This is a genomic window from Natronococcus sp. A-GB7, from assembly GCF_029688865.1.
Taxonomy (GTDB): domain Archaea; phylum Halobacteriota; class Halobacteria; order Halobacteriales; family Natrialbaceae; genus Natronococcus.
Genome location: NZ_JARUKV010000012.1, coordinates 120,292 through 141,167, shown reverse-complemented (window position 1 = coordinate 141,167; position 20,876 = coordinate 120,292). Strand labels below are relative to the sequence as shown.

Annotated in this window: 21 protein-coding genes and 1 pseudogene; 11 read left to right on the top strand and 11 right to left on the bottom strand. The window is 66.7% G+C overall.

All coding sequences use genetic code 11. From position 1 onward, the window contains the following. Position 1: 1 nt before the first annotated feature. Together pdhA and lipA are read right to left on the bottom strand one after the other, a co-directional pair. Positions 2–1,132 (bottom strand): pyruvate dehydrogenase (acetyl-transferring) E1 component subunit alpha, encoded by a 1,131-nt coding sequence (gene pdhA, locus QA609_RS12840; protein WP_278303007.1) that lies wholly within the window; start codon positions 1,130–1,132, stop codon positions 2–4. Between the two features lie 242 nt (positions 1,133–1,374). After that, positions 1,375–2,340 carry a lipoyl synthase gene (gene lipA / locus QA609_RS12835; RefSeq protein WP_278303006.1) on the bottom strand — a complete coding sequence of 322 codons (966 nt, stop codon included), beginning with the start codon at positions 2,338–2,340 and terminating at the stop codon, positions 1,375–1,377. A gap of 108 nt (positions 2,341–2,448) precedes the next feature. On the opposite strand from lipA, the gene QA609_RS12830 reads away from it, so the two are divergent. From QA609_RS12830 to QA609_RS12820, 3 genes are all read left to right on the top strand, one after another. Next, a complete protein-coding gene (locus QA609_RS12830; RefSeq protein WP_278303005.1) occupies positions 2,449–3,849 on the top strand; it encodes an MATE family efflux transporter in 1,401 nt (466 codons plus the stop codon). A gap of 144 nt (positions 3,850–3,993) precedes the next feature. Further along, positions 3,994–4,512 (top strand): PH domain-containing protein, encoded by a 519-nt coding sequence (locus QA609_RS12825; RefSeq protein WP_278303004.1) that lies wholly within the window; start codon positions 3,994–3,996, stop codon positions 4,510–4,512. A 75-nt stretch (positions 4,513–4,587) separates the two neighbouring features. After that, complete coding sequence (locus QA609_RS12820) at positions 4,588–6,948, top strand: DEAD/DEAH box helicase (RefSeq protein ID WP_278303003.1); 2,361 nt, start codon at positions 4,588–4,590, stop codon at positions 6,946–6,948. Between the two features lies 1 nt (position 6,949). Here the strand turns inward: QA609_RS12820 and QA609_RS12815 are convergent, their stop codons facing one another. Together QA609_RS12815 and QA609_RS12810 are read right to left on the bottom strand one after the other, a co-directional pair. Continuing rightward, positions 6,950–7,183, bottom strand: a complete 234-nt coding sequence (locus tag QA609_RS12815; RefSeq protein ID WP_278303002.1) for a hypothetical protein — start codon at positions 7,181–7,183, stop codon at positions 6,950–6,952. 99 nt (positions 7,184–7,282) lie between these two features. Next, positions 7,283–7,939 (bottom strand): HAD family phosphatase, encoded by a 657-nt coding sequence (locus tag QA609_RS12810; RefSeq protein WP_278303001.1) that lies wholly within the window; start codon positions 7,937–7,939, stop codon positions 7,283–7,285. Between the two features lie 293 nt (positions 7,940–8,232). On the opposite strand from QA609_RS12810, the gene QA609_RS12805 reads away from it, so the two are divergent. After that, a complete protein-coding gene (locus QA609_RS12805; protein WP_278303000.1) occupies positions 8,233–8,544 on the top strand; it encodes a bacteriophage holin in 312 nt (103 codons plus the stop codon). Between the two features lie 64 nt (positions 8,545–8,608). Here the strand turns inward: QA609_RS12805 and QA609_RS12800 are convergent, their stop codons facing one another. Both QA609_RS12800 and QA609_RS12795 read right to left on the bottom strand, forming a co-directional pair. Next, positions 8,609–9,211, bottom strand: a complete 603-nt coding sequence (locus tag QA609_RS12800; protein WP_278302999.1) for a DJ-1/PfpI family protein — start codon at positions 9,209–9,211, stop codon at positions 8,609–8,611. 141 nt (positions 9,212–9,352) lie between these two features. After that, on the bottom strand, positions 9,353–10,141 hold the full coding sequence (locus QA609_RS12795; protein ID WP_278302998.1) for an inositol monophosphatase family protein: 789 nt from the start codon (positions 10,139–10,141) through the stop codon (positions 9,353–9,355). Positions 10,142–10,875: 734 nt separating this feature from the next. Between QA609_RS12795 and QA609_RS12790 the strand changes: the two genes are divergently transcribed. Both QA609_RS12790 and QA609_RS12785 read left to right on the top strand, forming a co-directional pair. Beyond that, positions 10,876–12,168 carry a hypothetical protein gene (locus tag QA609_RS12790; RefSeq protein WP_278303016.1) on the top strand — a complete coding sequence of 431 codons (1,293 nt, stop codon included), beginning with the start codon at positions 10,876–10,878 and terminating at the stop codon, positions 12,166–12,168. A gap of 62 nt (positions 12,169–12,230) precedes the next feature. After that, on the top strand, positions 12,231–12,539 hold the full coding sequence (locus tag QA609_RS12785; protein ID WP_278302997.1) for a MazG-like family protein: 309 nt from the start codon (positions 12,231–12,233) through the stop codon (positions 12,537–12,539). Positions 12,540–12,554: 15 nt separating this feature from the next. On the opposite strand, the gene QA609_RS12780 is transcribed toward QA609_RS12785, so the two are convergent. After that, positions 12,555–13,733: an HD domain-containing protein gene (locus QA609_RS12780; RefSeq protein WP_278302996.1), complete on the bottom strand. Its 1,179-nt coding sequence runs from the start codon at positions 13,731–13,733 to the stop codon at positions 12,555–12,557. A gap of 69 nt (positions 13,734–13,802) precedes the next feature. Then, positions 13,803–14,321: an AAA family ATPase gene (locus QA609_RS12775; RefSeq protein ID WP_278302995.1), complete on the bottom strand. Its 519-nt coding sequence runs from the start codon at positions 14,319–14,321 to the stop codon at positions 13,803–13,805. Positions 14,322–14,485: 164 nt separating this feature from the next. Between QA609_RS12775 and QA609_RS12770 the strand changes: the two genes are divergently transcribed. From QA609_RS12770 to phnE, 3 genes are read left to right on the top strand one after another with little or no spacing between them, the layout of a single operon-like run. Further along, positions 14,486–15,502 (top strand): PhnD/SsuA/transferrin family substrate-binding protein, encoded by a 1,017-nt coding sequence (locus QA609_RS12770; RefSeq protein ID WP_278302994.1) that lies wholly within the window; start codon positions 14,486–14,488, stop codon positions 15,500–15,502. 37 nt (positions 15,503–15,539) lie between these two features. Beyond that, positions 15,540–16,307 (top strand): phosphonate ABC transporter ATP-binding protein, encoded by a 768-nt coding sequence (gene phnC, locus QA609_RS12765; RefSeq protein WP_278302993.1) that lies wholly within the window; start codon positions 15,540–15,542, stop codon positions 16,305–16,307. Then, positions 16,304–17,197, top strand: coding sequence for a phosphonate ABC transporter, permease protein PhnE (phnE, locus tag QA609_RS12760; RefSeq protein ID WP_278302992.1), 894 nt, complete (start codon positions 16,304–16,306; stop codon positions 17,195–17,197). The genes phnC and phnE overlap by 4 nt, the downstream gene beginning before the upstream one ends. A gap of 22 nt (positions 17,198–17,219) precedes the next feature. Here phnE and QA609_RS12755 read toward each other — a convergent pair whose 3' ends face one another. Then, a complete protein-coding gene (locus QA609_RS12755; protein ID WP_278302991.1) occupies positions 17,220–17,924 on the bottom strand; it encodes a hypothetical protein in 705 nt (234 codons plus the stop codon). A 93-nt stretch (positions 17,925–18,017) separates the two neighbouring features. On the opposite strand from QA609_RS12755, the gene QA609_RS12750 reads away from it, so the two are divergent. Then, positions 18,018–18,782 carry an endonuclease NucS domain-containing protein gene (locus tag QA609_RS12750; RefSeq protein ID WP_278302990.1) on the top strand — a complete coding sequence of 255 codons (765 nt, stop codon included), beginning with the start codon at positions 18,018–18,020 and terminating at the stop codon, positions 18,780–18,782. Between the two features lie 55 nt (positions 18,783–18,837). Beyond that, entirely contained in the window at positions 18,838–19,875 is a 1,038-nt protein-coding gene (gene endA, locus QA609_RS12745; RefSeq protein ID WP_278302989.1) for a tRNA-intron lyase, read from the top strand. A gap of 34 nt (positions 19,876–19,909) precedes the next feature. Here endA and QA609_RS12740 read toward each other — a convergent pair whose 3' ends face one another. Further along, positions 19,910–20,305 carry a hypothetical protein gene (locus QA609_RS12740; RefSeq protein WP_278302988.1) on the bottom strand — a complete coding sequence of 132 codons (396 nt, stop codon included), beginning with the start codon at positions 20,303–20,305 and terminating at the stop codon, positions 19,910–19,912. A 168-nt stretch (positions 20,306–20,473) separates the two neighbouring features. Then, positions 20,474–20,875, bottom strand: a pseudogene (locus QA609_RS12735) (methylated-DNA--[protein]-cysteine S-methyltransferase). Position 20,876: the final 1 nt, after the last annotated feature.

Sequence of the window (20,876 nt, the reverse complement as noted above, 5' to 3'; positions counted from 1 at the left end):
ATTAGCCCTCCAGAAGCGCGTCGTCGCCGTGTCGCTCTCGGATCGATTCGAACCACTCGAGCTGTTCCTGTAGTCGCTTTGGCATGCCCTCGTAGACGTGGGCGAAGATCTCTTCGGGGTCCGGTCGTTCGACGGCCTCGGCAGCGTCGATCGCCTCGGCGACGTCCTCGGTGATCCGGGACTCGATCGCGTCGACGCGCTCGTCGTCGAGCATCCCGTTGTTACGCAGGAACGTCTCCATGCGCGGGATCGGATCCTTCTGCTTCCAGCGCTCGACCTCCTCGTCGTCGCGGTAGACCGACGGATCGTCGGCCGTCGTGTGCGCGCCGAAGCGGTACTGGACCGCTTCGATGAGCGTCGGCCGAGTGGCGCTGCCGGGCGAGTCGTCCTCGACTGCGTCCGGGTTCTTCGCCTTCTCGACGGCGTCGCGAGTAACCTTGTACACCGCCAGCGGATCCATCCCGTCGACCTGGACACCCTCGAAGCCGTAGGCGGTAGCCTTCTGGGCGAGCGTCTCGCTTGCGGTCTGGCGCTCTCGAGGAACGGAGATCGCCCACTGGTTGTTGTTACAGAAGAAGACGTTCGGTGTGTCGAAGACGCCGGCGAAGTTCAGCCCCTCGTGGAAGTCGCCCTCGCTCGTCGCCCCGTCGCCGAAGTAACAGAGGAATGCCTTCTCCTCGTCCTTGAGCTTCGAGGCCCAGGCCGCACCCGTCGCGTGGGGTATCTGCGTGGCGATCGGGACAGCCACGGTGAAGATGTTGGCGTCGTCGGGGATCTGGTTGCCCAGTTCGTGGCCCATCCAGTACAGCAGGGTCCGCTTGAGCGACATGCCCCGCACGAGCGCCGAGCCGTGCTCGCGGTAGCTCGGGAACATCCAGTCCTCGTCGGCCAGTGCGTGTGCACTGCCGATCTGGGAGCCTTCCTGGCCGGACAGGGGTGGATACGTTCCCATCCGACCCTGGCGCTGCAGGCTCACGGCCCGTTCGTCGAAGTGGCGGACGAGTCGCATCTGCTCGTAGATCTGGACGAACTCCTCCTCGGGGAGGTCGGGCACCTCGGCGCCCTCGAGAACGCGTCCGGCGTCGTCGAGCACCTGTACGCGGTCCTGCGGGTCTCGCTGTATCGTACTCACGGGTGTACCCACCTGTGCATACCCTAACGAATTATCGCTCGCGTTAAAGGATTTTCGTAAATAGTTTACTATCGATGAGATTCTTGCTCGACACGCAGAGAGTGGTCGGTGAAGCCGACTCGAATCGACCGATCGTCCGTGTCAGAACGCCGAAAGAAGAGGTTTACCGGTTATATATCGAAAAACGATCCAGATAGTGGACGATCGGTCGGTCTCCGGCACGGGGACGAGTCGCGGGCGAACTACTCGGCGGCCTCGGCCGGGTTCGACTCCGCACGCGCGTTCCGACGCGCTTCGGCGACGCTTTTCCCCTCGCGGAGAACCGCGTCGACGAACAGTTCCCCGGCCTTGTACGACGAGCGGACCATCGGTCCACTGGCGCAGTACAGAAAGTCGAGTTCCTCTTCGGCGACCCGTCGCCAGGTCTCGTACTTGTCGGGGTGGTCGTACCGGCGGACCTCGAGGTGGTCCCGCGAGGGACGGAGGTACTGACCGAGCGTGACGATGTCGACGCCCCGTTCGCGGAGGTCTGCAAGGGTCCGGTACACCTCGTGGTCGTACTCGCCGTGGCCGAGCATGATCGAGGTCTTCGTGTAGACGTCGGACTCCCGATCGACCTGCTCGAGCACGCCCAGGCTCTGTTCGTATCCCGCTCGCCGATCCCGGACGGGAAACTGGAGTCGCTCGACGGTTTCGACGTTGTGGGCGATGACGTCCGGCTCGGCGTCGATGATCTTCCGTACGAGGTGGTCTTCTCCCTGGAAGTCGGGAATGAGGACCTCGACGAGGATGCCGGGATGGCGATCCTTGATCTCGCGGATCGTCTCCGCGAAGTGACCCGCCCCTTGGTCCGGCAGGTCGTCCCGGTCAACGCTCGTGAGCACAACGTAGTCGAGGCCGATCTCGGCGACGGCCTCGGCGACGTTCGCGGGCTCGTCGGGATCGAGCGGCTCCATCCCGCCAGTCTGGACGTCACAGAAGTTGCAGGCTCGAGAGCAGCGATCGCCCATCAGCATGAACGTGGCCGTCCCGCCCGCGCCGTCGCCGGTACCGGCGCCGCCGGACCAGCACTCGCCGAGGTTCGGACAGTTAGCCTCCTCGCAGACGGTGTTGAGGTTCCGCTCGCGGAGGCGCTTGCGAATGTCGGTAAACTCCTGTCCCGACGGCGGACGCATCTTGAGCCAGTCGGGCTTGCGGACGCTGCTCATACCTCGACCTGGCGGGCCAGCGTGAAAAACGGTTGTGGTCGGCACCCTTATCTCATCTCGATCTCGATAAAAATATTTATCTCGCATGTCGGCATCTATATGAACGAGATGCTCGACCTCGATCGCGAGGAGATCACGACGGGCTCGATACCCCGGGTACTCGCGATCCTCGCCGCACCGTTGCTCGTCCAGAACCTCGTGCAGGTTCTCCAGCAGGTCGTCGACACCCTCTGGCTGGGTCGACACAGCCTCGAGGCGGTCGCCGCGGTCGGGCTGACGTTTCCGGTCATCGGCCTGCTGGCCGCGGTCGCGGTCGGCACCAGCGTCGGGACCCAGGTCCTCGTCTCCCAGCGCGTCGGCGCGGACGAACTCGCGGACGGTCGACGCGCCGCGGTCAACGGGACCGTCGTCGGTCTCGTCGCCGGGTTGATTGTCGGGTTCGTCGTCTGGCTCCTCGCCGGGTGGATCGTCGGCCTCTTCGGGGCTGGCGCGGTCGTCACCCAGTACGCCGCCGCCTACCTCGCGACGTTCGCGATCGCGGTTCCCCTGATGAGCGCGAGCGACACCATCGAGGGGAGTTTCGTCGGCTGGGGCGACACCCGCGCGGCCCTCTACATCAACGTCGTGGCGGTCGCGACGAACCTCGTGCTCGACCCGTTCCTGATCTTCGGCTGGTGGCTGTTCCCCGAACTCGGCGTCCCGGGCGCCGCGCTGGCGACGGCGATCGGCTACGGCGTCGGCCTCACGTTCGGGATCGGCATGGCGGTCCGCGGTCGCGACGGGTTCGCGATCTCGCGGACGGACGTCGAACCCGCGCTCGAGGACTGCCGAGAGATCGTCGATATCGGCTGGCCGACCGCGGGTCAGTACCTCTCGAGCCAGTCGGCCCGCGTCGGGATGATCTGGCTCGTCGCGATCGTCGGCGGCGCCGCGGGGCTGGCGGCGTACACGATCGGCGCACGGGTCGCAGCGATCGCATTCGTTCCCGCGATCGGGCTTCAACAGGCCGCACAGAGCATGGTCGGACAGAACCTCGGCGCCGAGCGCCCCGAGCGAGCGCGGCGAACGACGTGGGTCGGCGTCGCCATCGCGAGCGTCGGCCTCACCGCGGTCGGCGCCGTCCAGTGGGCCGTTCCGGAGACGCTGTCGGTGCTGTTCGTTCCCGACGCGAGCCCGGCGGAGGTCGAACTCGCCGCGGAGTACCTGCGGATCCTGGCGTACGGCTACTGGGCGATCGGCGCCACCTACCTCCTCCAGGCCGGGTTCAACGGCGCCCGGCGGACGCGAACGAGTCTGGTCGCGACGCTGTTCCAGTACTGGATCGTCCGGCTGCCCGTCGCGCTCGTCGGCGCCTACCTGCTCGGGCTGGGCGTCGTGGGTATCTTCTGGGGCGTCACGATCTCGAACATCGTCGCCGCGCTGGGACTCGGCGCGTACTACTGGTACGAGACCGAGACGGGAATGAACGCCCGTGCGGTCGAAACCGCGAGCTCCGAGGCGGCGGACTGAGACGGGCTGCTTTGCTGTACCGATTTGCCGACACAACCAAACCGGGGCACGATCGCGTCGGGACTGACGTACAGCAGCCCGTACGAGGCGATCTGACCCCGTTAGCACGACAGTTTTACGACGACGAGCCGAGTACGATCCGGTATGCCCACTTCGACGCCGGACTGGCTCCACCTCTCCGAGGACGAACGGATCGTCTGGGAGAGCCGTCCCCACCCGATCACGATGGGCGTCAGGCTCCCGGCCGCGCTGTTGCTCGTCCTCGGTGGCTTCGCGATCGCCGGCTGGACGGCGACCGGCGGCACCGGGCTGCTCACGTACGTCGGAGTCGCGCTCGCGGGCGTCGGCGTCGCCGCAGTGCTCGTCCGGTACGCGTTCTGGCGAAACACCCACTACGTGATCACCTCCGCGGAGCTGTACAAGAAACGCGGCATCGTCTCGAGGGACGTTACCCAGTTCCGGCTCGATCGCGTCCAGAATACGACCCTGGAGCAGGACGCCGTCGGACGACTGTTCGGCTACGGCGACCTGACGGTGTACACCGCCGGCTCCGGCAACCCGGAGCTCACGTTCGAACGGACGCCCCAACCCGAGCGCGCCGGCAGCGCGCTCTCGGATCAGCTCGACAGGGCCGTCGACGGCGGCCAACCGGGAACGCCGTAGTCACCGGTCACCGACGCGGATCCCGGGAGCCGCCGAAGGAAACGCCTTTTGCCCGTCGCTCCCCGTCTCCATCCGATGGAGGTCGCCGAGGTTCTACCCGAGTTCGCCGACGCCTTCGCCTTCGAGGAGTTCAACCGGATGCAACGCGAGGCTCTGCCCGCGCTGCTCGAGTCCGAGGCAAACGTCGTCGCGAGCGCGCCGACGGCTTCCGGCAAGACCGCGCTCGCCGAACTGGCGATCTGTAAGACGCTGGCCGAGGGCGGCACCGCGCTGTTTATCGCGCCGATGCGGGCCCTGACCAACGAGAAGGAAGACGACTGGGACCGCTTCGAGGCTCTCGACTACTCGGTGTACGTCGTCACCGGCGAGCGCGACCTGAACCCGCGACGGGCGCGCCACGCCGACATCCTCGTGATGACCCCCGAGAAGCTGGACTCGGCGACCCGGAAACACGACTCCCGTCGGTACGACTTCGTCACCGACATCGACGTCTGCGTCATCGACGAGGTGCACCTGCTCGACGCCGACAGACGGGGATCGGTACTCGAGGTGACGATCTCTCGGCTGCGGCGGCTCTGTGATCCCCGAATCGTCGCGCTCTCGGCGACGATGCCCAACGTCGACGACGTCGCGGCCTGGCTCGACGCGCCCGAGGAGGCGACCTTCGAGTTCGGGGAGGAGTACCGTCCCGTCGAACTCAACGCCGGCGTCAGGACCTACACCCACGGCGACAACGCCTTCGCCGACAAGTACCGCCGGCTCTACCGGGCGCTGGATCTCGCCGAGCCCCACCTCCGGGAGGACGGGCAGTCACTCGTCTTCGTCTCCTCCCGGCAGGACACCGTTCGGGCGGCCGAGAAGGCCAGAGACGAGATCGCCGAACGCGATATTCCGATGGGAGTCCGAGGGGATTACGACTTCCACACCGAGGCCCAGGAACTCGAGAACGACACCCTCCGTAACTCCGTGCTCGACGGGGTCGCCTTCCACCACGCCGGCCTCTCGAAGAACGACCGCGACCTCGTCGAGGAGTGGTTCAAAGCGGGCCACGTCGAACTGCTGTTCTCGACCTCGACGCTCGCCTGGGGCGTCAACCTGCCCGCCCGCTGCGTCGTGATCCGGGACACGAAACTGCACGACCCCCTCGAGGGCGAGGTCGACATGAGCCCGCTGGACGTCCTCCAGATGCTCGGGCGGGCGGGTCGACCCGGCTACGACGACGTCGGCTACGGCTGGGTCGTCTGCGACACCGCCGAGGCCGACAAGTACCGCCGACTGCTTCGGGACGGCAAGGAGATCGAGTCCCGCCTCGCCGAGACCCTCGAGACCCACCTCAACGCCGAGATCGCGATGGGGACGATCACCGATCTGGAGGACGTGATGGACTGGCTCGAGACGACGTTCTACTACGTCCGCGGCCAGTCGAAACCCGAGGCGTACGACTTCCCGAACCTCCGCCAGCGCGTCCGTGACTGCCTCGAGGGACTCGTCGACCGGGGGTTCGTCGCGATGGGCGAGTCCGGCGACCTCTCGATCGAGGCGACCCCTCGAGGAGTGCTCGCCTCGAAGTACTATCTCCGCCTCGAGACCGCGGCTTCCTTCGCCGCGCTCTGCGATCGGGCGAACGGAGGCGACGCCCTCGAGCCCGACGACCTGCTCGAGGTCGTGGCGAGCGCCGCGGAGTTCGACTCGGTGTCGGCCCGCCAGAACGAGCGCGACGCGATCAGCGCCGTGCTCGTCGGCCAGGAGACGGGCGATCTCGAGGCGGGCCAGCGAAAGGTACTCGCAATCTTGCGCGGGGCCGCCAGCGGCTCGGTCCCTCCGGAGCTCAGAAGCGACGCTTGGGTCATCAGGCAGAACGCGACCCGCCTGCTCTCCGCGCTGGGTGCCTTCCTCGATCGGCTGGCGGACCCACACGCCGCGAACCTCGCGAGGCGAGTCGAGGCCCGGGTCGAGAACGGCGTCGCCGAGGACGCCGTCGGGCTCACCGCGATCGACGGCGTCGGCCCCGGACGAGCGAGCAAGCTCTCGAAAGAGGGGCTGTCGACGCCGGGCGACGTCGTCGGTGCCGGGGTCACCGGACTCGTCGACGCTGGACTCTCGGAGGGCGTCGCGGAGGGCGTCTACGAGGGCGCCCAGTCGCTACCCGCCGTCGAACTCGAGTGGGGCGCGTTTCCCGAGACGATCGCTACCGGGGAGAACGACGTCGCCGAGGTCACCGTGCGAAACGTCGGCGAGCCCGCGCGGGCGGGGGTTCAGGTCACCGTAAACGGAGTCGAGATGACGAGCACGAGCACCTACCTGCGCGATACGGAGACGGTTCCGGTCGGCGTCTTCGGCGCCGACGCGGACACACTCGAGTTCAGCGTCAGCGTCGCCTTCCCCGAGGAGCCGCTCCTCCCGCTCGAGGAGCACCGAACGGTCGAGGTCCGCTGAGTTACTTTTTGTGGGTGAAAATGACCGCCTGGTCGTCGGCCGACCCGATACAGAGGTCGAGTTGCTGTGAGAGGTTGAGGCTCGTCGGGTTCTCCTTGCAGACGACGAGGTCGTCGAACTGGACGTCACAGGCCGGACAGGAAAGCGCGACGGTGTTCTGGTAGCTCTTGATCGCCTTGTTCTCCTCGCGAAGAGTCAGCGACGCGGCGAGTTCGTCGAGGTCGATCTCGTCCATACCGTCCCTTTCGAGCGGGTAACTATAAAATCAGGGAGAATAATCATCGATCATCCGGTTCCTGTCGGCACGGTCGGCACCCAGCCGGGGCGACGACGGCTACGCCTCCTCGACGAGCTCGAGGACCGCCTCCCGGAGTTCGGCCGGCGTATCGGCGACTCGATCGGCCGGCGAGTAGTCGATGTCGCCGTGGGCGTCGATCCGGTAGGCGACGACGATCGTGCCCGCGCGGTCGGCCGCCTCGATGCCGTTCTCGGAGTCCTCGACGACGACTGCGTCGTCGGCCGGGACACCGATCTCGTCGGCCGCGTACTCGAAGACGTCCGGCTCGGGCTTGCTGTCGCCGTCGATCTCCTCGGCGCTGATCACGCGATCGAACTCCCCCTCGAGCTCGAAGCGCTCGAGGACCATCCCGATCCAGTCGTGGGGCGACGAGGAGACGACGGCCGTCGGCACGCCCCGCTCGTCGAGTTCGGCGAGCAGGTCGTGGGTCCCCTCGAGCAGTTCGACGCGCTCGGTGTAGAGGGTCTCGGCGGCTTCCTTGAACTGCTGGATATACTCCTCGCGAGAGATCTCGGTGCCGTACTCTTCCTCGAGGTAGTCGTAGATCTCGGCATAGTTCATCCCGCTTACCTCGGCGACGTCGACGTCCTCGTCGGGGACGGCCGCGGGGAGGATCTCCTCGCGCTGGAACTCGACCCAGTAGTCCTCGGAGTTGACGAGCACGCCGTCCATATCGAACAGAACTGCACTCATGTACGTCGGGCTACCGGCGACGAACGTATAGCCGTTTGGCCGTCACACGGACGCCTTCGATCGTCGTAACGTAGACGGCCGACAGAGACGTCCGTTCAGCGAGTGATATCTCTCACGGTCAGATAGTAGCACGGTCCGTAACTGGGGGTGAAACTCAGGATAGTACTGACAGGACTGTGGGCAGATCCGTATCGAGTGATACGGCCGCCGTCGGCCAGTCTACGTGTAGCAATTCTCACAGCACAGGAACTTCCCCACGGTATTTTTCTCGGGCGAGATGATTTCCCGGTAGAATGAGTGGCCCACAGCCCTCGACCCAGGAGCAGACCCGTACTCCCCCAGCCGAAGCCACGGAGGCCACAGGGAAGGTCGATGCCCGTGCGCTCGGTCTCTCGGCCGGTATCATCTGGGGTGCAGCGGTTGCCTTCCTGGAACTGGCAGCTGGGACGAAATACGGAGAGCGCTGGCGACTGTTGCTGGCAGACCTCTACCCTGGATACAGTTCCGAACCGGGCGATCTCGTCTGGGGGACGGTTCTAGGGGTCGTCGATGCGTTCGTCCTTGGATACCTGTTCGGGCGGATCTACAACCGGCTGGCGAGGTGATCTGTCACTCAAATCGATCTCTCCGTGCCGTCCACTCCGACAGGCCCGACACCCGAATTTACAACTACTGCTGACCGAACACCTCGCCCCGGCGCTCGTGTTCCATCTCGGTCGCGACCGCGTCGGCGATCTCGGCGCCGAACTCGCGCTCGAGCAGCCACAGCGCCAGGTCGATCCCAGCCGTGACGCCGCCTGCCGTAAGCACGTCACCGTCGTCGACGACGCGTTCCTCGACGACGTTCGCGGCCGACTCCTCGAGATCCTCGAGCGCGTCGTGGTGGGTCGTCGCGGGACGGCCCTCGAGCAGCCCCGCCTCGGCGAGGATCATCGCGCCGGTACAGACCGACGCGACCGTTGCCCCCGTCGCGAACCGATCGTCGACGGCGTCCGGAATTGCGCCGTCGTCGACGACGGTCCGTACCCCGCCGTCGTCGCTCGTCCACCCGCCCCCGGGGACGACCAGCAGGTCCGGTTCGCCGAGCGTGCCGTCGGGTTCCACACGAAGCTCGTGGCTCGCCGTGACAAGGTCGGCGTCCTCGAGCGTAACTAGCCGAACCTCGAGGGAGGCGCCGGCCGCCGCGCCGTTTGCGAGGACCTCGTAGGGGCCGATGGCGTCGAGTTCGTCGAAGCCGTCGAACAGCAGTATCTCCGCGGTAACGTCGACCATGTGTGAGAGGTCCGTGCCGTCGCGGAAACGTATTTCGCCGACGGTCGCCCGCTACCGCGGGGATGCGATCGCCGCGAAACGAGCACGACGGTCCTCGATCGGAGCGACGGTCCGGGACGGGCTGTGAACGGTCGCGACCGGTCAGCTTCGATCCGCGAGCGCGTCCCGGGGGATCTCGAGGAGTTCCTCGAGCAGCGCTTGGTTGCCGGCGCCGACGAACCACTCCTCGCCGCTCGCGGTCTCGAGCCCGCTCTCGCGGGCGAACAGCTCGCCGAGGCGCTGCTCCTCCGCGTCGGGCCGGTAGCAGACGATCCCGTCCAGCCGGCCGCGGGCGAGCAACCCCCAGTGGACCGTCGGCGACCAGCTCTCGAGGCGGCGCTTGCACCGGTCCTCGATCCCCCGATTGATCCGCTCCGAGATCGCGGCGCGGTCGGACTCGAGTTTGACGTCGTGGCCGATGACCGACGCGACGGTCGCCGTCGACGGCACCGCGTCGACGTCGGCTTCGACGGGGCGACCGTCGTACCTGACGCCGGCACCGCGTTTCCCGTCGTAGAGATCCTCGAGCAGCGGAACGTGGACGACGCCGAGCACGGGCTCGGCGCCCTCGAGTACCGTCACCGCCGTTGCGAACGAGGGGAGTCCGGACTCGAAGTTGTTCGTCCCATCGAGGGGGTCGACGAGCCACTCGCAGCCACCGTCGCCCTCGTGGACGCCAGACTCCTCGGCGCGGATCGGGTGGTCCGGAAACCGCGAGCGGATCGCCTCGAGCATCCGCTCCTCCGATTCGGTGTCGGCACTGGATTTCACGTCGTGGGCGAGTCGATCGGCGTCCGTGTCGCCGGTTCGGTAGGCTTCGCGCAGGTATCGCCCGCCGACGGTGCAGGCCTCGATGGCGGTCGCCTCGAGTTCCGAGAGGGACGGCTCCATGGGTCGAACGAGTCGATCGGCTGACTGTTGAACGTTCGGGCTCGCTTCGCCAGGGAGACCTCTTGTGGGTTCCCCGAAACCCTGGAGGCGTCTGCGAGGGCACCCGAGCCGGAGTTACCGAACCGTCTCCGCTGCCTTCGGTCGAGTGCTGGCGATTCCGAAAAAGAAAGCGAGGGAGAGGGCCAGCACGAGCATCCAGAAGGCGGCGACGAGCAGCGAGACGGGAACGGCCATCGGTTCCTCGCTCGACCGCGGTAGCTGGAGCTCCCGTACGCACACCGCTTCCCGCCGATCGGAAGGAGTGGTCCGTCGTCGAGCAGTCGGGCAGCGACGGGTCGGGTACAGTTCTCACAGATCACGACCGTCCTCGGACGCTCGTGTAGCGAAGCCATCGTCCCGCTCGAGCGTACCGCGGGAAGCGACATGAACGCTGCCAGGAGGGGACGATTCGCCTCCGGAGCGCTACGTCGGTCTCGGTACCTCTCGAATACGTAGTGCTCGTAGCGGAGTAGCGACGGCGTTCGAGGGCGGATGCTCGATCCCGCTCTCGAGTCTGCAGCAATTATTTGACCCCTCGACTCGAGACACAGACAGATGCGACGACGGGGGACGCGACGAGTTCGGTGGCGAACGAACGGACGGATGCTCGCTGGATCGAACGGGCGAGAGGCCCGCCGAAGACGGCGCCGTTCGCAGCGCTGTTGGTGGCCGACGGAAACCGCGCCGGGGACTCGATGAACAGACGTCTCCTTCTGGTGATCGGACTGTTCGTCCTCGTCGCCAGCTACCTGGTCGCCGGCGGCGTGGTCGATCCGACCACGGAGCCGGGAGAGCCCGAGACGCTCGATCAGGATCGACTGATCCAGCCGGAGGAAAACGGCAGCCACGTCTGGCCCTACACCAGTCGCGATCGATCGACCGACGAGCAGACCCTCGCGCTCAACCTGATCGTCCACGGCGACGACGAGCGCGTCCAACGGACGCTGGTCGCTCAGGAGGAACTCGAGTGGGAGGAGCTCGATCCCGACGAGGAGGACGAACCCGAGGCCTACGAAGACGATGGGGACTCGATCCAGTGGGACGACGCCCACGGCTCGACGCGGTACACCTACGTCGACACCGAACCCCACGGCGGGGAGGGCGTCTGGATCGACGAGAGCTACCAGCTCCACTCGGGAACCTACCTCGGTAGCCGCCACCACATCCGGGCGTACACGACCGAACACGACGACTGGACGGCCATCCAGGTCCACCAGGAGCATTTCGACTTCTTCCGGCTTCGGCACACGGTGACCGACATCCAGCAGTCCCAGAACACGCTCGAGGGGGAGTTCCTCGACGAACCGTTCGTCGAGGAGGTGCGACGGGAGTACCACGGCACGCACGGCGGGTGGAACGACGGCTGGCTCTCCGTTATCGAGCTGGCAACCGTCGGTCCCGTGGTGATCGGGAGCGTCCTCGGCGTCCTCGGACTGGCTGGCGGCGGAAAGGCCCGAGGTGCCCTGCGCGGTGCCCGCCGGCTGCTCGAGTGGGCGTACCTGAACGTCCGCGGGTTCGTCCTCGTCGGGGCGCTGGCGGGACTGGTCGTCGGCGTTCGGAGTGCCGGGATCGCCGTCGAAGCGGCGGTGCCCTGGATCACGCCGCAGGCGTTCGTCGTCGCGCTTTACCCGATCCTAGCGGTCGGGTTGCCGGTGACGGCGATCGTGCTCACGCAGTCGCTCGAGCGAGCGGGCCGGCTGCTGCGGCTGCAGCGCGTCGTGAACTGGCTCGGACGACCGCTGGCGCCCCAGTCGGCGTTTACGTTTACCGTCGTCGGGCTCGGGCTCGGGTTCCTGCTGGATTTCGCCGCGGTCGGGGTGACGACCCTGCCACTCGAGTTGCTGCTCCACCGGATCGGGCTGATCGTCACTCTCGGGCTGCTCGCCGCGGGAACCGCCCGCAACGACACCGAGGGGGTCGTGCTCTTCGGCGTCGGCCTGCTGGGCTGGACGGTCGGCCTCGCGATGCCGCTTCTGGGCTACCTGTAGCGACGGTCGCCGTCGCTTCCGAAACGCCGTACGTTTTTGCGCCAGCTCTCGTCTCCGGCTCCATGGAGGACCAACAGCGACGAGTTGCGGCGTTCGTCGACGACCACGATCTCGAGACCCCGCCGGCGTACAGACTGCTCGACCTCGTCTCGGAGGTCGGCGAACTCGCGAAGGACGCCAACGAGTCGACCGCGTACGGCGCCGAGCCGGACGCCCTCGAGATCAGCTCGGACGAGCTCGGGGACGTCCTGTTCGCGCTGCTGGCGCTCGCCGACGACCTCGAGATCGACGCCGACGACGCACTCGAGGAGGCGGTCGAAAAGTACGGAGAGCGACTCGAGGAGAGCGGATCGGCTGGTTCGGGCGGCTGAGAGGGCGAAAGACGGCTACGGTGCGGGGTCGCCCTCGAGTTCGAGGACGTCGGTGGCCGCCTCGCGAACCGCATCGACGCGATCCGGCGGGGCGTAGACGCCGAGACGCCAGATCTCGCGCGTGCAGGCGTCCAGACCGGCGACCAGGGGGGATCGGTCGCCGAGACTGCGGGGTTCGCCGTCGACGAGCACCCGCGCCCGCGATTCCGGCGAGGAGGGCATCCCGGGGCTATCGAGGATGACGGCCGACGGAGCGACGTCGGCGATGCTCGCGATCTCGCGCTCGAGCTCCCGGGTACGGTCGTACTCGAGGCCGACGAAGTTCTCGGGGACGGCCTCCCGCCGGACCCAGGCCGCACGCTTGTAGAGACGGCGGTTTCGCAGGCGACTCGCGGCGTCGGCCGTCGGTTCGTGGTCGGCGAGCGCCGCCAGCAGCTCCTCGTCGGTTAATCGTGCGAACCGTTCGGGCTCGAGAACGCCGTCGTCGAGGACGCGCTCGCTGGCCCGGTCGAGCATCGCGCCGGCGATCCGGGAGACGTGGTGACGGTAGACGGTCGCGTTCATCAGCGTCCGGGCGATCAGGGCGCTCTCGGCGCTCGCGACGTTGCCGTCGGCGATCACCAGCTCGCCGTCGACGCGCCGGAACGCTCGGACCAGCCGCGCGTGGTCGATCGTCCCGTAGGGAACGCCCGTGTGATGGGCGTCCCGCACGAGGTAGTCCATCCGATCGACGTCGAGCGCGCCCGAAACGAGCTCGCCGAGCGGGCCGCGGCCGTCGACGGTCGCCGCGATGGCGTCGGGGTCGATCCCCCGCTCCTCGAGGACCGTTCCGAGCTCGGTCTCGGCGAGGAGCCACCCGATCTCGTCGTGGTGGCGTCCGAGGTGGCGCTCGATGGCGGCCTCGGTCTGGTGGCCGAAGGGGCCGTGACCGACGTCGTGGACCAGCGCGGCGGCCCGCAGCCGGTCGGCGAGGGCGTCCTCGAGCTCGAGCTGGTCGACGGCCCGCGAGGCGAGGTGGTAGACGCCGAGACTGTGCTCGAAGCGGGTGTGGTTCGCGGCGGGGTAAACGAGCTGGACGGTGCTCAGCTGCCGGACGTAGCGGAGCCGCTGCATCGGCTCGGTGTCGAGCAGCGCCTCCGCTGTCGGGCGGAGTTCGATGTAGTCGTGGACGCTGTCCTTGATCGTCGTCGTCATGGCCGACACTCGGCGGACCGGGCTCTTAGCCGCGGTGGTCTCGACGCCGGCTGCGAACCGATCCCAGAGTTACCGCGCGGCGACCGGCGCGAGCAGCGCGCGGTCGATCTGCTCGCGAGTCTCCTCGAGCGAGCCGGAGTTGTCGATCGTCACGTGCTCACAGTCGAGTGGGTCGAACGTCTCGCGCAGCTGGAGGTGCTGTTCGAACCGGGCGTCGCTGACGCAGTCGGTTCGGCTCTCGATACGTTCCTCGACGACGTCGACGTCGCAGTCGACGTAGACGAACGTGCAGTCGGCGCCGACCGAGTCGGCGATCTCGGCGGCGCGGTCGCGGTACGGCTTCGACTGAAAGGTCGCGTCCAGAACGGCGTCCGTGTCGGACTCGAGGGCCGACCGCGCCAGCGAGAGCAACTCGGCGTAGGTCGCGTCGGTTTCGGCCGAGGTGTAGTCGGGATCGGGGAAGAGTCGCTTCCGAACCCGGTCGCTTCGGTAGCGCTCGGCCTCGAGTCGGTCGGCGGTGTACGCCGAGGCGACGGATTTACCCACGCCCGGTAAGCCACAGTAGACGATCAGGGTTGGACGGGCCACGGCTGGTGATGGTCCGTACGGGTATTAAATCCGACCGAATTCCGATCGATCGGCCCGCGGTCGTCCGTCGTATTTTGCTCGCTGTGTAGCGATAAGTACGAGAATATAGGACCACAAGAGCAAAAGACCATTGTATTTATCCCGGTTCACTTACCGTACTAGGTATGGCGCAGATACCACGCGGTGGCGATAGCAGTCGACGAACGTTTCTGGCGGCCTCCGGGGGGGCTGCACTCGCAGGGCTGGCCGGTTGTCTCGGCGGGAACGGCGACGGAGACGACGGCGACGGCGACGCCGTCCGGTTCATCCTCAACCCGGCGGAAGAACAGACCGACATCATCGAGGAGTACACGCCGATGCAGGAGTACCTCGAGGACGAAACCGGCGCCGACATCGAACTCATCCGCGCCGGCAGCTACGTCGAGACCCTCGAGGCGCTCGACGCCAACCAGGCCGAGATGGCCGACACGTCGCCGACGGCGGTCCCCGGCGGTGAAGGGTTCGCCGACGTCCTCGGGATGCGAACGGCCTTCGGCGGACCGCTGTACTTCTCGACGATCATCACCACGCCCGACAGCGACATCGAGAGCGTCGAGGACCTCGAGGGCGAGTCGGTGGCCGCCGGCGCGCTGATGTCGTTCAGCGGAACGCTGGCCCCGGCGACGATGCTGAGCGACGCGGGACTGGATATCGGCACGTTCCCGCAGGGAGATGCTGAGGATCTGGAGATTCAGACCGCGGGCGACCACGACACGGCCCGCGAGCAGATGGTCAACGACGACACGGTCGCGGCCGCCACGACCGGCGCGTTCGCGTCCGCCCCCCAGATTCCCCAGGAGCAGTTCGACGAGTACGAGGAGTTCGTCGAGCACTCCGCGGAGTACGACGGTGCCGGGTCGGCCCTCGAGGACGGCGAGGAGGAACTGCAGTTGCTCGCCGTCTCGGATCCGCTCCCGCGAGCGCCGATCATGGCCCGCAGCGAGTGGGACGATCCGGTCCGTGAGGACATCGAGGAGGCGCTGCTCGCGGCCGAGGAGGAAGACCTCATCCCGGACGACGTCGGCGAGGACTACGAACTCTGGTTTACGGGCATCGAGGAAGCCGACAGGGACGACTACGAACCGGTCAACGAGGTCCTCGACGAACTCGGACTCGAATTCGAAGACTTTGAGGACGAGTAGCGGGCAGACACAGTAGGGAGCGTATCCAAAATTAACTATGTCCGCTATTCGAGTAGAAAATCTCACAAAACGGTACGGGGAGACGGTCGCCCTCGACGACGTCTCGTTCGAGATCGAGGAGGGGGAGTTCGTCGTCGTGCTCGGCATCTCCGGGTCGGGAAAGTCGACGCTTCTCAGATGTATCAACGGACTCACCGTACCGACTGAGGGGGCGGTGTACGTCCAGGACGAACCGGTCACGTCCCACCGACAGGACGTCTCGATGGTCTTCCAGCAGCACAACGTCATCGAAGGGATGAGCGCGTACTCCAACGCGCTCACCGGCGCGTTGAGCCGGGCCGACTACCTCGAGAGCGTGTTTCGGTTTAACGACCGCGAGGACAAGGTGAAAGCGCTCGAAGCGCTTCAGACGGTCGGACTCCTCGACGAGGCCGAACAGCGGGCCAGCCGAATGAGCGGCGGACAACAGCAACGGGTCGGCATCGCGAGAGCGCTCGTCCAGGACTCGGATATCCTGCTCGCCGACGAACCGGTCGCGAGTCTCGACCCCGGCAGCGCACAGACGGTCATGGGGTATCTCCGTACCGCGGCCGAACAGCGCGGTCTGACCGCGATGATCAGTCTTCATCAGGTCAACCTCGCCCGACAGTTCGGGCAGCGATTCATCGGACTCGCGGACGGGGAACTGGTGTTCGACGGCTACGGCGACGAACTGACCCTCGACGTCATCGACGAACTGTACGGCGGGATCGACATGGAAGAGTTCCTGTCGGCCGGTGACGACAAAACGGAGGCAACCCAATGAGTACCGATGCGGATACTGCCATCGAACAGCGGTTAGAGGAGATCCGGCTGACCCGTCGGGTCCGGTGGATCATGTACGGACTCCTCGCAGTGTTGTTCGCCGCCGCGCTCTACGGATCGATACGGCTGATGGATTTCTCCTTTAGCTACCTCTACCAGCAGTGGCCGTACTTCACCGACCAGGTCGTCAACTACGTCCCGGACCTCGAGTTCCTCATCGAGGAGAACCTGCCGCTCGAGGCCGGAATCACGCTCGCGATGGGGTTCGTCGGAACCGTCTTCGGGATCCCCTTCGCGCTCGCACTCGGCGTCCTGGGAAGCGGTCGGGTGACTCCCTTCCCGTTTAACTTCATCTTCCGGTCGATCATGGCCGTCTCCCGCGCGATCCCCGCGCTGGTGTGGTTCTTCATCTTCATCCCGCTGAGCGGACTCGGGGCGATCACCTCGACGATCGCGATCTTCGTCAGCACGATCGGCAATCTCGGCCGCCTCTTTACCGACGAACTCGAGGAGATCAAGGAGGGACCGATCGAGGCGATGGAGACGACCGGTGCCTCGAAGTCCCAGACGGTTAGCTTCGGCATGCTGAGCCAGGTCAAGACCTCCTTTATCGCCTGGACGCTGTACATCTTCGAGGTGAACGTCCGTCAGGCCGTCACGCTCGGACTGCTCGGCGGCGGCGGCATCGGCGTCGTCATCGAGGTCCAGCAGGGGATGCGCGCTTACGACAATATGATGGCCGGAATCCTGGTCGTCTTCGTGCTGATCGTCGCCGTCGAGATGGTCAGTCAACGCATCCGATCCTACCTCCGCGACGACGAGGAGGCCGACGGGCTGATCGCGCTCATCGTCGGCTTCCCACAGCGGATGGCCGAATCGGCCGTCAAGTAACCCGTCGGCTCCAGTTTTCGACTCACTCGAGATCGAGTTCGCGGGCCCGCTCGAGAAACAGCGCTTTCGCGTCGGCGTCGGAATCGATATCCGACGGAGCAACCTCGAGCGAGGGTTTCTCTCGGCGGTCGCTCGGAAAGTGAACCGCGAGCTCGTAGCGCCCGATCGCGCCGTCCGCGGCGTCGACCAGCCGTTCGTCCTCGGCCGTTAGCTCGAGTCCCACCGCGTCCCGGACGGCCGCCTGGAGCCGACGCTCGGCGCTCGTGTACCCTGGAAGGCTCCGCTTGACCGGAGCGGGGACGTCCGAGAGGTAGGCCTCGCTGGCGTCGTGGAGCAGCCCCCACCGCTGTGCCGAGAGCGCTCCGCCGCGGGCTTCGATCTCGCGGCTGACGTGAACCGAGTGGCGAGCGACGCTATAGAAACACTTCCCCTGACCCGTGAACCGGCAGAGGTTCGAGAGCGCGTGGGCGACGTCTGTCAGCTCGATCCGCTCGGGCTCCGGAGCCAGCGGCGTGATTGTTTCGCCCGTCCGGGTGTCGATCGAGGCGTGTCCGCCGTTGGCTTCTGCGAAAAGGTCCTGCAGCCCTCCCACGACCGACTCCGCTCGCCGTCGGAGTTCGTCGTCCGGTTCCTCGGCTTCCCGCAGCGCCCGTGTCAGGGCCACGACGTCGTCCTCGAGCCGGGACGGATCCCCCGATCCGGCGACCCCTTCGTTCGAATCGGCCATACCGACGTGGATTCGCGAGCGAGAAAAAAGGTGTAACGCTGTGGCCGAGAACCCAGCCGCGAATTTAAGTATTGGAACGCGGCCAACGACCCCATGATCGACGACGCCATCCGCGTGCTCGCGGGCGACTGCACCGTCATCGCGGAGGACACCGATCGATCGGAGTACCGCGGTCGAGTGACGACGATTGTCAAGCCCGACAACACCGTGCTCGTCCACGATATCGACGGCTACCAGCCCGTCGCCTGGCTCACCCGCGCCGACAGCGTCTCGAGCGATCGGGCGGGCGACTTCACGCTCGTCGCGAAGAAGGACACCCAGACGCTGCGGATCGCCGCCCACGAACAGGAGGGGTTCGCCCACTACCCGGCCTCCGCGGCGGGAACGCCCGTCGGTACCTGTCCGAACTGTGACGGCGCGCTCGTTCGCTCCTCGGGGGTCCACTGCGTCGACTGCGGGGACCGCTACGGGATCCCCTCCGACGCGACGATCCGCGAGGAGCGCTGCGACTGCGGACTCCCTCGGATGCGCGTCGAGCGCGGGCTCGCGTTCGACGTCTGTCTCGACCGGAGCTGCGAGTCGCTGGACGAGGCCGTTCGCGAGGCGTTCGACCGCGAGTGGGACTGCCCCGAACCGAACTGCGACGGCGACCTTCGGATCCTCCGCCGGGGCGGGCTGATCGCCGGCTGCGAGCACTACCCCGACTGCGACACCGGGTTCGCGGTGCCCGCCGGCGTCGTCGACGGCGACTGCGGCTGCGGGCTGCCGACCTTCGAGACCGGAACCGGCGCGCGCTGTCTCGACGCGACCTGCGGGCGAGTCGGCGAGTACCGGGTCGAGGCCGGCGTCGACGACTGAGACGGAACGGGAGGGGATCCACAGCCACTTAGTGATCGCCGGCAAAGAGCCGGGTATGTCACTCGAGGGGCGGTTCGAGGACGGCGTCGTCCGCGTCGGCGGCGACGCCCGCCAGCGCTATCACGACTCGCGAGGGTACGGCTACCCGCTCGAGGGCAACGAGATCGCCCTCGCACCCGTCGAGGCGGCTCACCTGCTCTACAGAGGCGACCTCGCGGCCGTCGTCGACGGCGACGAGCGACTCGACTTCCGGTCGTTGCTGGCCCGCGAGCCCGGCCCCGACTTCGGTGTTCGGTTTCTGGTCTACGCCGACCTCCGCGAGCGTGGGTTTTACCTCTCGCCCGCAGCGGAGCCGTGGGTCGAGGATCCCCCAGAGACCGAGTTCGCCGTCTTCCCGCGCGGAAAGGGGCCCGGGGACGGCGAGATTGCCTACGCCCTGCGGGTGCTGGGCGAGCGGACCGACGTCGCCGGTCGAGACCTCGAGGCAGGCGTCCTCGCGGTCGTCGACGAGGAAAGCGAGATCACGTACTTCGAGGTGAACCGCCGGGACCCCGCAGGATCCTCGGCGTCCGGGCTTCCCGAGGGCTGCGAGGCGGACCTGCTCGCCGACCGGGTTGTCGTCTGGGAACCACCCCTCGAGCTGTACGAGGAGACGTTCTACGGCCAGCCCCTCGAGGGTCGGGAGTACGACGAGCCGACGCTGCAGTGTTCGCTGCTCGAGGCGACCTACCTCGCCGAGCGGGGTGCGCTCGATCTCGAGCCGTCGACCGTCCGGGAACGGGGCCGTGAGGTCGAAGGCGAGCGGTTCGACCGCCGGCTGCGGGTCTACGCCGAGCTACGCGAACGCGGGCTCGTGCCGAAGACGGGCTACAAGTTCGGTGCGGACTTCAGGACCTACGCCGACGTCGATTCGGTCGACGATCTCGGTCACTCCGAACTGCTGGTGCGGGTCCATCCCGCCGACCACGTCTTCGAGCCCCGCGATATCGCCCTCGACGTCCGGCTGGCCCACGGGGTCCGCAAGACGATGGTGTTCGCCCTGGTCGGCGATGACAGCATCGAGTGGTGGTCGCTCGAGCGGCTGACACCCTGAGGAATCCCGCGACCGTTGCCGACAGGCGAGACGATTAGCGTGCTGAATACCACGAGATAGCGGTTCCAGCGATGTATCCGACCGTTCCGACGACGATCGCGAACGCGAGACCGAACCCGACGCCGCTTTCGATCCCACCGACCAATTCGTCGTACGCCGAGGTATACCCGTAGTCCAACAGCCGAGGGTAGGTGTACCGAGAGCCCGTTGCCCAGTTTCCGGTGAGATAGCCCACCAGTGGTGGAAAGACGTACCACCAGAGAGCGAAAAGCCACAGCGCACCGATCGTCGGGACGAGACCCGCCCGTACCGCTCCTGCGGTGATAGCGATCCCGAGCGCGACTGCGATCCAGCCAAGAGAAAGGTCGATATCTACTACGTCGAGTACGAACCCACCGGAGAAGAGCAACAAGAGGGCAACTACTGCCAACAGGAGACGTCCGCCGTTCCGTCCGTCCCCGACGACGTGTGGACGGAAACGATCCCGATAGCTCATCGTAATTTGAACTGTCGTTGTCACTAATGGTCCTTTTGGCGGGAGCGGTGATCACCGCGGGTGCCTCACGACCGAACGGACCGGTTCAGACTCGAGTTTGCGCTACCGGTACTCGAGTTCGGGAATCGCGACGCCTTCGTGCTCGAGCAGGCGCCGCTTCAGCTCCAGGCCGCCGCCGTACCCGCCGAGCGAGTCGTGACCCACGACGCGGTGACAGGGGACGACGACGGGGATCGGGTTCCGACCGCAGGCCTGCCCGACGGCGACCGGTGCCGTCTCGAGGTCGACCGCGAGGTCGCCGTACGTTCAGGTTTCGCCGAACGGAATCGCCGCGATCGATCGCATGACGGCTCCGGTGAAATCGTCCGGATACTCGATATCGAGGCCGAACGCCTCGCGCTCGCCGACCTCGTACTCGCGTAGCTGGTCGCGGATCGTCCCCTCGTCGGCGTCGATCAGCGAGGCGTCGATCTCGCGGTCGGTTCCGAGTATCCGAACGTCCATC

Coding starts and splice junctions, on each gene's coding strand:
- lipA (WP_278303006.1), bottom strand. CDS start 2,340: ATGAGCAGCGTCCGCAAGCCCGACTGGCTCAAGATGCGTCCGCCGTCG.
- QA609_RS12830 (WP_278303005.1), top strand. CDS start 2,449: ATGCTCGACCTCGATCGCGAGGAGATCACGACGGGCTCGATACCCCGG.
- QA609_RS12825 (WP_278303004.1), top strand. CDS start 3,994: ATGCCCACTTCGACGCCGGACTGGCTCCACCTCTCCGAGGACGAACGG.
- QA609_RS12820 (WP_278303003.1), top strand. CDS start 4,588: ATGGAGGTCGCCGAGGTTCTACCCGAGTTCGCCGACGCCTTCGCCTTC.
- QA609_RS12815 (WP_278303002.1), bottom strand. CDS start 7,183: ATGGACGAGATCGACCTCGACGAACTCGCCGCGTCGCTGACTCTTCGC.
- QA609_RS12810 (WP_278303001.1), bottom strand. CDS start 7,939: ATGAGTGCAGTTCTGTTCGATATGGACGGCGTGCTCGTCAACTCCGAG.
- QA609_RS12805 (WP_278303000.1), top strand. CDS start 8,233: ATGAGTGGCCCACAGCCCTCGACCCAGGAGCAGACCCGTACTCCCCCA.
- QA609_RS12800 (WP_278302999.1), bottom strand. CDS start 9,211: ATGGTCGACGTTACCGCGGAGATACTGCTGTTCGACGGCTTCGACGAA.
- QA609_RS12795 (WP_278302998.1), bottom strand. CDS start 10,141: ATGGAGCCGTCCCTCTCGGAACTCGAGGCGACCGCCATCGAGGCCTGC.
- QA609_RS12790 (WP_278303016.1), top strand. CDS start 10,876: ATGAACAGACGTCTCCTTCTGGTGATCGGACTGTTCGTCCTCGTCGCC.
- QA609_RS12785 (WP_278302997.1), top strand. CDS start 12,231: ATGGAGGACCAACAGCGACGAGTTGCGGCGTTCGTCGACGACCACGAT.
- QA609_RS12780 (WP_278302996.1), bottom strand. CDS start 13,733: ATGACGACGACGATCAAGGACAGCGTCCACGACTACATCGAACTCCGC.
- QA609_RS12770 (WP_278302994.1), top strand. CDS start 14,486: ATGGCGCAGATACCACGCGGTGGCGATAGCAGTCGACGAACGTTTCTG.
- phnC (WP_278302993.1), top strand. CDS start 15,540: ATGTCCGCTATTCGAGTAGAAAATCTCACAAAACGGTACGGGGAGACG.
- phnE (WP_278302992.1), top strand. CDS start 16,304: ATGAGTACCGATGCGGATACTGCCATCGAACAGCGGTTAGAGGAGATC.
- QA609_RS12755 (WP_278302991.1), bottom strand. CDS start 17,924: ATGGCCGATTCGAACGAAGGGGTCGCCGGATCGGGGGATCCGTCCCGG.
- QA609_RS12750 (WP_278302990.1), top strand. CDS start 18,018: ATGATCGACGACGCCATCCGCGTGCTCGCGGGCGACTGCACCGTCATC.
- endA (WP_278302989.1), top strand. CDS start 18,838: ATGTCACTCGAGGGGCGGTTCGAGGACGGCGTCGTCCGCGTCGGCGGC.